We start from the raw sequence: 12,978 nt of genomic DNA, 5'->3' as shown, positions 1-12,978 counted from the left end.
GAACCTATGTCAAGCAACAACTACTACGACGTGACGACGTGGCCGGTCGGCAATCCGTCCGAGGACGTCGGTGAAGTAATCAACAGCATCATCGCCGACATCAAGGACCGGCAGACCGTCACCGATGCGAACAACGGAGGAAAGCCGGGCGCGGTGATCTACATTCCGCCGGGGGACTACCACCTCCGTACGCAAGTGGTGATCGACGTCAGCTTCCTTCGAATCCAGGGCTCGGGACACGGCTTTACGTCCTCAAGCATCCGGTTCAACGTTCCCGAAGACGAATGGCCCAACTTGCATGAGCTGTGGCCAGGAGGCAGTCGCGTTATTGTCGACATTCCCCTGGGAGAAGGCCGGGAGGAATCCAAAGGAGCCGCCTTCTACGTTGAGCGAAGCGGGAGCCCGCGAATCAGTTCGGTCGAGTTCTCCAACTTCTGCATCGACGGGTTGCACTTCAACTCGGATGGCTCGGGAATGCCTTCGGAGAACACCTACGTCAACGGCAAGACCGGTATCTATGTGGCGAGCGCCAATGACTCATTCCGCGTCAATGGCATGGGGTTCGTCTATCTTGAGAACGCCCTCACCATCTACAAGGCGGACGCCCTATCCATTCACGACAACTTCATCGCTGAGTGCGGAAGCTGCATCGAACTGCGGGGGTGGGGACAGGCATCAAAGATCACCGACAACCTGGTGGGAGCAGGCCCTAAAGGCTATTCGATCTACGCAGAGAACCATGGCGGGCTCCTGATAACCGCGAACAACGTCTTCCCCCGTGGTGCGAGCAGCGTCCATCTCAGCGGCGTCACGCGTTCAAGCGTCTCCAACAACCGTTTGCACTCGTTCTACCCAGGGATGGTGATTCTCGAAGCCGACAGTTCGGAAAACCTCGTGGCCACGAACCACTTCTTGCGTGACCATGAGCCCTGGACGCCGTTCCTGGGAGTGGACAACGGACTGAACGAGCTCAACGGACTTCTCTGTGTCAGCGGCAGCAACAACTCCGTGATCGGCAACCACTTCTCCCAGATCATCGACTCAGAGAGCATCCGGCCGGTAGGAGCGATGCCTGTCATCATCCGGCTGCTGGCCGGGTCGGGCAACTTCGTCTCCAACAACCACGTGGTGGCGATGGACGTTCACTCCACGTCAAGCGACTCCTGCTTCGAGGCTCAAGTGGACGCTCTGTTGACCACCCAGGCTTCGGAGGGGCTTCCCGTTACGGCCGTGATGGTCGATTCCGAATCAGTTCGGAATACGATCCTGGATTCCGGAACTGAAGCCCAAGTTATCGCCGATAGGGCTGTGAACGCCTTGAGGACCACGCCCACGGTTGGTTTCACAGAACAAACCTCAGAAGCTCTGGACCCCCGCCTCAGCACTCCGGCGCCGCCGCAAAGCAGCCCGTAATGGTGGCCGGGATGGGTGATGGCGGGTGTCCGGGACCAGCTTCTCTGGCAGAGTATGACCCATGCTCACTGTAATCGGCGAGGGCCTTGTTGACGTTGTCCAGCGCGCCTCCGGAATCGAAGCCCACGTGGGCGGCAGCCCCCTCAATGTCGCGGTAGGGCTCGCCCGCCTGGACCACCCGGTCCAGTTCATCGGCCGCTATGGCCGCGACGCATATGGTGATTCCGTCGCTGCGCACCTTCGCGCCAGTTCAGTGATGCTGCCGCAGGGACCGGACGACCTCCCCACCAGTGTGGCCACCGCCCTGATAGACGACGACGGCGCCGCCACCTACACTTTCGACCTCACCTGGGAACTCCCAGGGCTGGCGGACCGCCTCGCTTTTATGCTGCAGGGCACCACCCTGCTGCACACTGGATCCATCGCCACGATGCTGGCGCCGGGCGCGAGCGCGGTGCTCGCCGCCGTCGAATACGCACACCCGCGCGCCACCATCAGTTTCGATCCCAACTGCCGGCCCAGCATCATCACCGACGTGGATTACGCACGGAACCAAGCGGAGAAGTTCGCCGGCCTGGCGGATGTGGTCAAGGCCTCCGACGAGGACCTGGAGTGGCTCTATCCCGGGGTTGACCCGCTGGACTCAGCCCGCCGCTGGCTGACCCTCGACGGTACGGAGGGGCCGGCGATGGTGGTGGTCACCCGCGGCGCTGCGGGCCCCTGGGGCATCACGGCGGCTGGCGAAGCGGTGTATCCCGCGCCCGAAGTAGTGGTGGCAGACACCGTTGGCGCCGGCGACTCCTTTATGGCGGCGCTGCTGTCCGGGATCGTGGACCGTGGGCTGGACGGTGCGCAGAACCGGAAGGACCTGCGTGAGCTTCCGGCCGAGGGGTTGGCCGACCTCCTTGCCCACGCCTCCCGTGCGGCCGCGGTCACCGTGTCGCGGCCCGGCGCCAATCCGCCCACCCGCGCGGAACTGAACGCCGTCCCGGGGGAGTAGCCCCGGGTGCCCGAGGGGGCCGGGCAGCCGAGGCAGACATCCGTCCCGTGGATACCAGCTATCTCAAATGCTTGATTCCCCGATAGCCCAAGCCTTGCCAAAGTGAGGGAAGTCACTTGGCGCCCATATCAGCGCCGTCCCTTAGTGACCACCAAGAGGCTAAGGAAAATTCAATGGAGAATACTCAGCTCAAGGGCACCGAAACCAGGAACGAAACGTCCGGTCCCGCGCCGTCGCGGACGGCCGGACGACTCCAGGCGACCCTCCTGGTTGCCGGCAGTTGCATGCCGGTGCTGGGGGCCGTACTGCTTGCACCCATCCTCCCCACCCTGAACCAGGCGTTCGCGGACACCCCTGGCGTTGCCATTTTGGTGCCGCTCACCCTGACCCTGCCAGCACTGTTCGTGGCGCTCTTCTCGCCCCTGGCCGGCTATGTGGCCGATCGCGTGGGGCGGAAGCAACTGCTGGTCTTCGCCATGCTCGCCTATGCCGCCTTCGGCACAGCACCGCTTTGGCTGACAACCCTGGAATCCATTGCCGTGTCGCGGGTCGGCGTCGGTATCGCTGAAGCCGCCATCATGACCTGCTGCACCACCCTCATCACGGACTACTACTCAGGCGAGCAGCGGAACAAATACCTTGGGCTTCAGACCATGGTCAGCGCGCTCGCGGCCACTGCCTTCTTCGCTCTCGGCGGCGCCTTGGGCAGCATCGGCTGGCGGACGCCGTTCTGGCTGTACGCGGTCAGCGCAGTCATCGTCATCCCCATGGTCTTCAAGCTCTGGGAGCCGGCAAAGAGCCAGCGCACGACGGCGGCCAAAACGCCGGTGCCGTGGCGGCAGATCGGCGCCCCGGCCGCGGTGACACTCTTCGGCGGAGTCGTTTTCTACGCACTCATCGTGCACTTGCCGTACGTCATCACCGGGCTGGGTGTGGGCGATGCCGCCCTTATCGGACTGGCGGCAGCCATCGCGTCCCTCGCCACCGCCGCAGGAGCCATCTCCTTCCGCTACCTGGCAAAGCTGGGCACGCGGAACCTGCTGGCACTCGCGTTCGGGCTGGCCGCCGTCGGGCTCTCCCTGGTCTCGGTGGCGGGCAACGTGCCACTGGCGATCGCAGGGGCAGTCATCGCCAGCGCCGGAACGGGTGTGCTGTTGCCAACCCTGCTCACATGGGCCGTGAATGGCCTCGAATTCCAGCAGCGTGGCCGGGGGACAGGCATCTGGACGGGGACGCTGTTCATCGGCCAGTTCCTGACGCCCATCGTCCTCGGAGCAGCCGCCGCAGCACTGGGCAGCCTGGGCTTCGCGTTGGGGGCACTGGGAATCGCGTGCGCGGTGGCGCTGCTGGCGGTCCTGATCCGGGGTCCGCGGATGGTGCCCGTCAACCTCTAAAGGACTCTGGTCCATGTGTGGATAACCTATGGGTATGAAGAACCTGGACCTGAACCTGTTGCCCCAGCTGCAGGTCCTGCTGGAGCTGAAGAACGTTTCCCGTGCCGCAGAGCGGCTCCAGCTGAGCCAACCGGCCACCAGCGCGGCCATGGCCAGGCTCCGGCGGCATTTCGACGACGAACTCCTGGTCCGGAACGGCCGCACGTACGATCTCACGCCCTTCGCGCATTCCCTGGTCCCGCTGGTTGATGAAGCCATGCTCCACATCCAGCGGGCCACGCGCGTCCGGTCCGGTTTCGATCCCGCCACCAGCGAGCGGGAGTTCATCATTGCCGCCTCGGACTACGCGGCGGCGCTGATCGTTGGGCCGCTGCGGGGCATCCTGCGGGAGGAGGCCCCCTCCGTGTCAGTGGATTTCGTCCCTACTGCCGGTTCCAGGTTCCAGGGCCAGATGGCTGACTATTCGAAAATCGACTTGCTCGTGGGGCCGACGGGCTACCACATGCAGGGCGCCAGCAAGCAGTTGTTCCGCGACAGCTTCGTTGCCGTGGCTGATACCGGTAACCCGCTGCTCCGCCAGCCCCGGCTGACCCTGGCGGACCTGGTGACGGTTCCCCACGCCGTCGGCTATTTTGGGGAGGGAATCAGCACTCCTGCCGACAAGCTGTTCGAATCAAGCGGGGTGCAGCGCCGGGTAGCCGCAGTAGTGGCAGGGTTCCTGTCCCTGCCGTTGCTGGTCGAGGGAACTGATTTGGTGGCGGTGGTGCCACGCATGTTGGCAGCCAGGGCGCAGCGCGGGGCCGAGATCGTGGTGCTGGAGTTCTCCGAGGGGGCCGAAGCTTCCCTGGTGGAAGCCATGTACTGGCATCCGTCCCAAACGGAGGACCCGGCAAGCGTCTGGCTGCGCTCGGTGGTCCAGCGTGCGTGCTCCAGGCTGCACGAACTCTTCCCGGTCACGGCCCACCCGGTGCCCATCACCCTCCCAACTAGGTAGCAGTTGATGTCGTTTTGGGGGCCCAAAACGACATCTGCTGCTACCTAGTTGGGATTGGGGGGGACGGGTCAGCGCATCGCGTCCGAGACTGACTTGGCGCCACCGTGGCCAGACTGGCCGCCGTCCACCGGAATCTCTGCGCCCGTCACGTAGGACGACAACGGGCTCAGGAGAAACAGCACGACGCCGGCTACCTCCTCCACGCTTCCAGTCCGGCCCAGCGGGGTCTCGGCCAGCGTGGCCTGCTTGAATTCCAGCTTGGCGCTCGCCGTCATGGGCGTTTCGATGAAACCCGGGTGGACGGTGTTTACCCGGATGCCGCGCGGGCCAAGTTCCATGGCCGCCACATGGGACAGTCCCCGCAGGGCCCACTTGCTGGCGGTGTACGCCACCGGATAATGCGCCGTCAGGCCTGCAACGGAGCCCACGTTCACAATCGCAGAGCCGCTGGCCATCAGAGGCGTGAGGGCCTGGATTCCGAGTAGGGCTCCGGCGACGTTCACTTCATGGACCCGCTGCAGGTCAGCCACCAAGACATCGAGCAGCCTGCTCCGCTGGGTGATCCCGGCGTTGTTGACCAGTCCGTCCACCTGCCGCCCCTCGGACCGGATCCAGTCAGCGAGGCCGGCCCAATGCGAGGCATTGGACACGTCAAGTTGCCGGTACAGCAACGCGCCCGCCGAGGCTGGAGGCAAGGCCAGCTCAGCCGGCATCTCCGCCGCGAGGTCAGTGGCGATGACCAGCGCCCCGGCTTCCGCCAGCAACCGGGCCTCGGCAGCACCCTGGCCCTGCCCGGCGCCGGTGACAACCACCGTCCGCCCCTCAAGCTGAAGGGATAGCACGCTAAATCCCGGACGTAGCGGCAGAGGCAACCCGGTTGCGTGGGCGGGGACGGGCCGGAATGCGGGTCACAGCTTCACGCCGTGGGCCTACGGTGTTCTCGATGCTGCCGATCCCTTCGATCGTCATGCGGACAACGTCGCCGGTCTTCAGCGGCGGGGGAGTCTTCGCGCCGTTCCGCCCCCAGAGCTCGGCGAGGCAGCCGCTGCCGCACGTTCCGGATCCCAGGACATCCCCTGGCCGCACCACGGAATCCTGGGAGGCGTAGGCAACGAGTTCGGCGAACGGCCAACCCATGTTGGAGAGCAGGTCCTGCCCGATGGTTTCGCCGTTCACTTCCACGGCCATGGAGATAGGGAGGAATCCCTCGGCGTCGTGCCGGTCCTCGAACTCGTCCGCGGTGACAATCCAGGGCCCCAGCGTGTTGGCGAAGTCCTTGCCCTTGCACGGGCCGAGGCTGACCTTCATCTCGCGGCGCTGCAGGTCGCGTGCGGACCAGTCGTTGAGGATGGTGTACCCGAAGATGTGCTCGTGTGCCCCTTCCGCCGTCAGGTTCCGGCCGTCGCTGCCGGGAACACGTCCGACGACGGCGGCTACCTCCGTTTCAAAGTCCAGCTCCTCACAGCCCGCCGGAATACCGATCACCTCGCCGGGGCCCGTCACCGTGTGCGGATTCGTGAAGTAGAACGTGGGTGCCTCGTACCATTCGGGCAGAACGCCGGCCACGCCGTCGATGCTCTTCCGAACGCCTTCGACGTGTTCCTCGAACGCCACAAAGTCCCGGATGGTGGCGGGGACCAGGGGGGCGACCAGTTGCACGTCGGCCAGCGGGACGGGCGTGGCGGAACCGATGGTTTCCCTGGCACGGGCCAGGGTTTCGGCAAGCCCGGCTTCGAGCAGGGTGTTGACGCCCTGGCCTGCGGGCAGTGCGTAGCAGTGTCCGTCATCGACGAAGCCGGACTGCGTCGCGCCGTCGTGGTTCCAGCGTGCGATCTTGACCATTCGCGTGTTCCTTAGGCTGTGGGATGGGCGGTGAAGACTGACGCGGGCGTGATGCCCAGCGCGGCGGCGTTACGTGCCAGGACCTTGGCTTCGTCGGCCGCGGACAGGCTCGCCGCACGCACTTCGGCCGCCGGGCTGTCGGAGCCCATATCGAACGGATAGTCCGAGCCCAGCAGCACCTGCTCCGGCCCGGCGGCCGCAACCAGTGCCCGGAGTTCGGCCGCGCTGTGGACCAGGGAGTCGAAATACAACTTCTTCAGGTACCACGACGGCGGGTGGGCGCAGCCGTGCGCTTCCGGCCGGACCTTCCAGGCGTGGTCGGACCGGCCAAGGCTGGTGGGAAGGTAGCCGCCGCCGTGCGCGGCCAGCACTTTCAGGTCCGGGTGGCGGTCCAGGACGCCGCTGAAGATCAGGTGGGAGAGCGCCACCGCATTTTCGGCTGGCTGCGAGACGGTGTTGGCGAGGTAGTAGCGGTCCAGCCGTTCATCCAGCGAGCAACCGAAAGGATGCAGGAAGACAAGGGCGCCGAGCTCTTCGGCCCGGCTCCAGAACGGTTCCAGCCGTGGATCGGACAGTTCAACGGTGCTGCGGTCCGGATCGTGCGGGGTGGCGGCGAACGAGCCGATCTCGACGCCGAGCAGCCCGCATTCCAGGACTGCGTGCTCCAGCGCTTCGACCATCAGTGCAGGATGCTGCAGCGGGACCAGACCCAGGCCGTTGAGCCGTTCCGGGGCGCGGTCCACGAACTCACGGACGGCTTGGTTGGCTTGCCTGGCCACCTGCAGGGACAGTTCGACGCCGGCGAAGTAGTAGAAGTGCGACGGCGACGGTGAGACGAGCTGTACGTCCACACCCTGACTGTCCATGTCCGCCAACCGACGGTCCAGATCGGTCAGCTGCGGCCAGCGTTCCTTGATCATCCGGCCCGAAGCGGCCAGGGATTCGGGTCCGTTGCGCCGCACTTCCAGGGCCTGTTGGGCGCCGAAGCCGCCGGGGTCGGCTTCGGCAACCAGCTGTTGCAGAGCCGGGAGGAGGATGTGGGCGTGGACGTCAACGGTGCGGGCCGGATCACTAACGGGATGCGCGCTCATGCGGGTTCCTTCAGCATGGTGGACAAGGAGTGCATGAGGCCGGGCACATCGGCGTCGCGGACGCCGTCGAGCATCCACTGGCCCAGCTGGACGGAGGCGTTGACCACTGCTTTGGCACGTTCCAGACGGCGGTCGGTGAACTCCTTCCAGAGAGTTTCGGTGACGTCCTCGGCATTGATGAGCAGTTCAGCCAGGACGGCCGCGTCCTCCAAGGCCATGGCTGCGCCCTGCGCCACCGTCGGTGGGCAGCTGTGCGCGGCATCGCCGATGATGACGGTGCGGCCACGGTTCCAACGGCCGTCCACCAGATGGGTGGTGAACCACGTGTAGTTGATGCGGGCGCTGTGGTCCAGATTGGCGCGGATCTCGTTCCAGGGGCCGCCGTACGCTGCGGCGAGTTCGGTCATGATGCGAGGGCCGTCCTCGTGCTTGCGCTCCTGGGCCTCCTCCACCAGGTAGGCGTAGATGGTGTCCGGCCCTGTAGGGCAATAACCGGCGATGAAGCAGGGGCCGCCGTAGGTCAGGTCGGTGCGGACCACGTCCGCGGGCCGCTCAACGAAGGCGCGCCAGATGCCCATGCCGGTGGGCTGGGGCTCGACGTCGATGCCAATGGCCTTGCGGACGGCAGAGTGCAGGCCGTCGGCACCAATCAGGAGGTCGTAAGTGGCGGTGTCGCCGTCGGCGGTGCTTACGGTGACGGAACGGCCGTCGTCCGCTATCCCTGTGACGGTTTTGCCGTAGCTGATGCGGGCACCGGCCTGCTCGGCCCGTTCGCGGAGGATGGCGGTGAGGTCGGGGCGGTACATCCCCAGGGTGGCCGGCAGGTCGTCGCCGCCAGTACGGATGTCCTCCAGTACGGCGATGACGGTGCCGGCGGGGTCCGGGGCGCGCAGGCCGAGGGTGCTGAACGGGTAGCCCTTTGCCTCGATCTGCTCCCAAACACCGAGCTGGCGGAAGATTCGCAGGGCGTTCCCCTGCAGCGTGATTCCCGAGCCGACGGTCTGCGGGGTTTCGGCCTTCTCGAGGATTTCGACGTGGACTCCGGCGTCGGCCAGCAGGATGGCGGCGGTCAGTCCCGCGGCTCCCGCTCCGACGATTCCGACGTTCTGTACTGCTGCCATCGCTGACTCCTTTGTGTTGACGGCGTTACTGCTGGTGTTTGTTTGCTGCTGTTAACTGAAAGCTACCGGACTGTGTTTACCGGACGGCGATCGGGTTGACTGGGGAGCCCACGGCTCCGGTGATGGGGAGCGGCGCGGCGGTGAGCAGGAAGTCGTACCTGCCATCCGATGCGCATGCTTCCGCCAGGCCGTCCGGGTCCCACATTTCACCCAGGAACAGCCCCAGGTTGGGGATGGCGATCTGGTGGAGTGGCTGGAAAGCACCATCAAACTCGTTCGGACGGACTTCGAAGCCCCAGGTGTCGGTGGCGATTCCGGCGATTTCGCTGCGGTGCAGCCACGGCGCGGTGCTGAAGGACAGGCCCGGGGCAGACCCGCCGGCGTAGTCGCCCCAGCCGTCGCGGCGCACCCTGGTGTGCTGCCCGGTGCGGATCACCACGATGTCGCCGCGGCCCACCTTCGAGCTGGGTCCCTGCAGTTCAATGGTCCGCTCGAGGTGTTCCGGGGTGATGGCGAAACCGTCCGGCAGTTCGCCGTCGTTCCGTCCGAGCTCCGGCCCGAGGGCCCGACCGACGTCGAGCAGGACGCCGCGCGTGACGATTTTGGCCGCCGCGGTTTCGATGCCGGTCACCAGGTCGCCCTCAGAGGTGACCACGTCGCCGGCGGCCCGGCCGTTCCAGGCCTTGCCCTGGTCGAAAATGTGGCCCAGCCCGTCCCACTGCGTGGAGCACTGCAACGGCATGGCGATGACGTCGTCCGCGCCGCCGAAACCGTGCGGGAATCCCTGGTTGCCGCGTTCAGCGTCCACTCCAGTGTCCGTCATGGTGTGGACGGGGTTGGTGCGGCGCCGCCAGCCCTTCTGTGGGCCGTTGGTGTCGAACGGCTGGGACAGCGAGAACGCCTCACCGCTTGTGACGAGGGCCGCAGCTTCGATCCGCTTGGCGGCGTCAATGAAGTTCAGTGTTCCCAGCACGTCGTCGACACCCCAACGGCCCCAGTTGTTGTGGGCTGCGGCCATGGCGCGAATGCTGCCCAGCGGGTCTTCACGCCGGATCACCGGAGAATCGTTTGATTCCCCGGTGCCCGTTTTGTCCGCCTGAGCGGTGTGCTGCGAAGTCACTGGACCTCGTCCTTGCAGTGGATCAGCTGGGTGCCCAGGCCGGTGATGGTGCCTTCCATGACGTCGCCGTCCTGGAGCAGCCGGCCCCAGTGCTGGCCGTTGCCGGCGGGGCTTCCGGTGAGGACCAGGTCGCCCGGGCGAAGCGGCATGATCTGGGAGGCCTCGCTGACCAGCTTGGCCACCCCAAAGATCATGTCTGAGGTGGATTCGTCCTGCATCGGCTTGCCGTTGAGCTTCAGCGTGACCTGGACGTCCTGTGGGTCGCCGAAGAACTTGGCGGGCACCAGCAGGGGTCCGGTGGGAAGGAAGCCGGGGGCATTCTTGGCGCGGTACCAGTCGGAGCCGATCGCGGGCATGTCTTTGCGGAAGACGTACTCGCGGGTGGTGATGTCGTTGACCATGGTGTAGCCGAAGATGTAGTCCAGTGCCTCCTCCGGAGTGACCCGGAACGCCGTCTTGCCGATGACCGCTGCCAGTTCCAGCTCCCAGTCGTGGGATGTGGAGTAAGAGGGCAAGGTGAGATCGTCAGTGGCGGACGCGATCGCCGTCGGCAGTCCGATGAAGAAGTACGGCGTGCCCTGGCCCGCGCGCTTGTCCATCATGGCGGCGGTTTTGGCGCGCACTTCCTCCTCGTCCTGGCCCGGTTCGCGGTGCGCGGCTGCCAGGTCGATCACGTGCTTGCGGTAGTTGGCTCCGGTCTGAAGCACCTGGACGGGTTCCACCGGGGCAAGGATTTCGACGTCGGCGGCTGCCAGGCCGGTGTCCCCGCCTGCCGATGCGGCAAGGGTGTCCAAGTGGTCTTCGGTGGTGTCCCAGTGCTCGATCAGGGAGTTGATGTCGCCGTCAAGCGGCAGGACCCGGCCGCCCACCAGCAGGCCGACCCGGGCCTTGCTGTCACCGGATTCCTGGAACCGGATGAGGGAATATGTCGCTTCAGGCATATTCCTTTAGCCCCGTCCCTGCTTGGCATACGGGTTCAGGAGCGCTTCCTTCATCTCCGGGGATGCCCCTTCTTCGGTGGCGGTGAAGCCTTCGGCCGGAGGGAAGGACTCGGTCATGGAGTGCGGCATGGCGCCGTTCTTGTAGAAGTTGTTGGAGCCCAGGGACGGCTTCCAGGTGTTGGCTTCCCAGTCCGGGACGTAGTTGCGGTAGCCGCCGGAGTTGAGCTCCACCCGGAGGCCCGAGGGATCGCGGAAGTAAAGGAAGTTTTGCTCGCCCACGCCGTGGATGGAGGGGCCGTATTCCATCGGGGTGCCGTTTTCCATCATGACGTCCGCGGTCCGGAGCAGGTCCTCGGTGGCATCTACCCAGAAGGCGATGTGGTTGACGCGGCCGGCGCGGCTGGAGGTGTCCAGGACTACGCCGAGGTCATGGGACTTTTCGTTCGTGGTCAGTACCGAGAACACAGTGATTGGTGCTTCGTCCAAGTCAACGAACGCCATGACGCGAAAGCCCAGGGCCTCGTTGTACCACTTGGCGAAGCCCCGCACATCGGAGCTAGCCACGGTCACATGGTCCAGGAAGCGGGGTGCTGCGGCGTGGCTGCTGCGGCGCTCGGGGCGGTCGGGGTAAGTGGATTCGAAGCCGGGCTCGGCGACGAACTTCTCGACGTCATAGAAGAGGCGCATCCGGTGGCCGTAGGGGCCGGTGAATTCGTAGGCCTTGCCGTAGCCGTGGCCGCCGGCGGTCCAGGTGCCCTGCACGCCTGTCGCTTCGACGCGCTGGGCCGCAGCCTCGAGGGCCGCCTGGGAGTTTGTCCGCCAGGCCATCCGGCCAAGGGATGCTTCAGGGCCTTCGGTAATGACAAGGCTGTAGCGGTAGTAGTCGCCCCAGCAGCGCAGGTAGACGTTGCCGTCCACGCGGTCAATGATGCGCATGCCGAACTTTTCCTCGTAGAACCGGGCTGACGCTTCGACGTCTGGGCTGGTGATCTCGAGGTGGGCAAGATGGGAGAGGGGAGTTTCCACGTTGAAGTCCTTCTGGGTTGCTGGCTGCGGTCGGTTTGGTGCAGGTCCTGTAACCACTGTGAACCAGCTCATGTATTTGGTGAAGAGGCGTTTACTGATATCTGGCATTTGTCTGGCAGATACACCGCAGCTGTTTCTGACTATCCGCGGGGCAAATACCACGTAGAACCGATCTGCCGTTCCTCGGAAGGAGCGTCCCTGCGAAACTCGACAGAAACGCCCTTCCGGAAGGACCTCCGTGCCTGTTCCCCAACTCCGCCTCGCTGGCAAGACCGCCGTCATCACCGGAACGGCCAGCGGCCAGGGCAGGGCCGCGGCGCTGGCCTTTGCCGAGGCGGGAGCCTACGTGGTCGGCTGCGATATGGACGACGACGGCGCCGCTGCCACCGTTGCGGCGGTCACCGCATCGGGTGGCCGGATGAGCAGCAGCCGCGTGGACCTCACGGACGAGGCCGCCGTCGCTTCCTGGGCGCAGGACGTGGCAGCAACCCACGGACAGGTCCATATCCTGTATGCCAACGCTGCAGTCACCCGCTTCGCCCCGCTGGATCAGCTCACGTTCGCCGACTGGAAGTGGAATGTGGAGCATGAGATGGACGTGGTGTTCCTGCCGGTCAAATACTTCTGGCCCCAACTGATCCAGACGCCTGATGCCGCCATCGTGCTGGTGGGATCCACAGCAGGTGTCACCGGGTCCATGACCAATGGCCGGCTTGCCCACACGGCCACCAAGGGAGCCGTGGTGGCGATGACAAAGCAACTGGCGGCCGAAGGGGCTCCGCACGGGCTGCGGGTAAATGCCGTCAGTCCCGGAATGATCCGCACTGCGGCCACCGAAGGCAACCTCCTCGCCCCGGACCACCCCATGCGCACTATCGCCGGCAGCATCCCGTTGGGCCGGATCGGTTCGCCGGAGGAGGTCGCCAGATGCGCACTGTTCCTTGCCTCCGACGAAGCGTCGTACGTGACGGGCGCCAACCTGATGGTGGACGGCGGCTGGTCGGCGGTCCTTCCCGGTTAGCGGGTTTAGTAGAAT

Annotated in this window: 12 protein-coding genes; 5 read left to right on the top strand and 7 right to left on the bottom strand. The window is 65.4% G+C overall.

The annotated features are described in order from the left end of the window. Positions 1–6: 6 nt before the first annotated feature. The 4 genes from ACFC25_RS08400 to ACFC25_RS08385 all read left to right on the top strand — a co-directional run bounded on the left by ACFC25_RS08400 (position 7) and on the right by ACFC25_RS08385 (position 4,801). Positions 7–1,413 (top strand): NosD domain-containing protein, encoded by a 1,407-nt coding sequence (locus tag ACFC25_RS08400; protein ID WP_376044761.1) that lies wholly within the window; start codon positions 7–9, stop codon positions 1,411–1,413. A gap of 61 nt (positions 1,414–1,474) precedes the next feature. Continuing rightward, the gene (locus tag ACFC25_RS08395) at positions 1,475–2,413 is read left to right on the top strand and encodes a carbohydrate kinase (RefSeq protein WP_376044760.1); all 939 of its coding nucleotides are present in this window, start codon (positions 1,475–1,477) and stop codon (positions 2,411–2,413) included. Positions 2,414–2,586: 173 nt separating this feature from the next. Beyond that, complete coding sequence (locus ACFC25_RS08390; protein ID WP_376044759.1) at positions 2,587–3,807, top strand: MFS transporter; 1,221 nt, start codon at positions 2,587–2,589, stop codon at positions 3,805–3,807. 34 nt (positions 3,808–3,841) lie between these two features. Further along, positions 3,842–4,801 carry a LysR family transcriptional regulator gene (locus tag ACFC25_RS08385; protein WP_376044758.1) on the top strand — a complete coding sequence of 320 codons (960 nt, stop codon included), beginning with the start codon at positions 3,842–3,844 and terminating at the stop codon, positions 4,799–4,801. A 68-nt stretch (positions 4,802–4,869) separates the two neighbouring features. On the opposite strand, the gene ACFC25_RS08380 is transcribed toward ACFC25_RS08385, so the two are convergent. The 7 genes from ACFC25_RS08380 to ACFC25_RS08350 form a co-directional block, all read right to left on the bottom strand. Then, entirely contained in the window at positions 4,870–5,643 is a 774-nt protein-coding gene (locus ACFC25_RS08380) for an SDR family NAD(P)-dependent oxidoreductase (RefSeq protein ID WP_376044757.1), read from the bottom strand. Between the two features lies 1 nt (position 5,644). Next, on the bottom strand, positions 5,645–6,643 hold the full coding sequence (locus ACFC25_RS08375) for a fumarylacetoacetate hydrolase family protein (protein WP_376044756.1): 999 nt from the start codon (positions 6,641–6,643) through the stop codon (positions 5,645–5,647). A gap of 11 nt (positions 6,644–6,654) precedes the next feature. Beyond that, positions 6,655–7,734, bottom strand: a complete 1,080-nt coding sequence (locus ACFC25_RS08370) for an amidohydrolase family protein (RefSeq protein WP_376044755.1) — start codon at positions 7,732–7,734, stop codon at positions 6,655–6,657. Beyond that, positions 7,731–8,855 carry an FAD-dependent oxidoreductase gene (locus ACFC25_RS08365; protein WP_376044754.1) on the bottom strand — a complete coding sequence of 375 codons (1,125 nt, stop codon included), beginning with the start codon at positions 8,853–8,855 and terminating at the stop codon, positions 7,731–7,733. The genes ACFC25_RS08370 and ACFC25_RS08365 overlap by 4 nt, the downstream gene beginning before the upstream one ends. Before the next feature lie 76 nt (positions 8,856–8,931). Further along, on the bottom strand, positions 8,932–9,975 hold the full coding sequence (locus ACFC25_RS08360) for a cyclase family protein (RefSeq protein WP_376044753.1): 1,044 nt from the start codon (positions 9,973–9,975) through the stop codon (positions 8,932–8,934). Then, on the bottom strand, positions 9,972–10,916 hold the full coding sequence (locus ACFC25_RS08355; protein ID WP_376044752.1) for a fumarylacetoacetate hydrolase family protein: 945 nt from the start codon (positions 10,914–10,916) through the stop codon (positions 9,972–9,974). The genes ACFC25_RS08360 and ACFC25_RS08355 overlap by 4 nt, the downstream gene beginning before the upstream one ends. A 6-nt stretch (positions 10,917–10,922) precedes the next feature. Then, entirely contained in the window at positions 10,923–11,942 is a 1,020-nt protein-coding gene (locus ACFC25_RS08350; RefSeq protein WP_337350579.1) for a VOC family protein, read from the bottom strand. Between the two features lie 238 nt (positions 11,943–12,180). On the opposite strand from ACFC25_RS08350, the gene ACFC25_RS08345 reads away from it, so the two are divergent. After that, positions 12,181–12,963 (top strand): SDR family NAD(P)-dependent oxidoreductase, encoded by a 783-nt coding sequence (locus ACFC25_RS08345; RefSeq protein ID WP_337345298.1) that lies wholly within the window; start codon positions 12,181–12,183, stop codon positions 12,961–12,963. Positions 12,964–12,978 lie beyond the last annotated feature (15 nt).

It is taken from the genome of Pseudarthrobacter sp. NPDC055928, assembly GCF_042270935.1.
Classification (GTDB): Bacteria; Actinomycetota; Actinomycetes; order Actinomycetales; family Micrococcaceae; genus Arthrobacter.
Note: the sequence above shows the minus strand (reverse complement) of the source record. Positions and strands in the feature narration are given on the sequence as shown.

Coding starts and splice junctions, on each gene's coding strand:
- ACFC25_RS08400 (WP_376044761.1), top strand. CDS start 7: ATGTCAAGCAACAACTACTACGACGTGACGACGTGGCCGGTCGGCAAT.
- ACFC25_RS08395 (WP_376044760.1), top strand. CDS start 1,475: ATGCTCACTGTAATCGGCGAGGGCCTTGTTGACGTTGTCCAGCGCGCC.
- ACFC25_RS08390 (WP_376044759.1), top strand. CDS start 2,587: ATGGAGAATACTCAGCTCAAGGGCACCGAAACCAGGAACGAAACGTCC.
- ACFC25_RS08385 (WP_376044758.1), top strand. CDS start 3,842: ATGAAGAACCTGGACCTGAACCTGTTGCCCCAGCTGCAGGTCCTGCTG.
- ACFC25_RS08375 (WP_376044756.1), bottom strand. CDS start 6,643: ATGGTCAAGATCGCACGCTGGAACCACGACGGCGCGACGCAGTCCGGC.
- ACFC25_RS08370 (WP_376044755.1), bottom strand. CDS start 7,734: ATGAGCGCGCATCCCGTTAGTGATCCGGCCCGCACCGTTGACGTCCAC.
- ACFC25_RS08365 (WP_376044754.1), bottom strand. CDS start 8,855: ATGGCAGCAGTACAGAACGTCGGAATCGTCGGAGCGGGAGCCGCGGGA.
- ACFC25_RS08355 (WP_376044752.1), bottom strand. CDS start 10,916: ATGCCTGAAGCGACATATTCCCTCATCCGGTTCCAGGAATCCGGTGAC.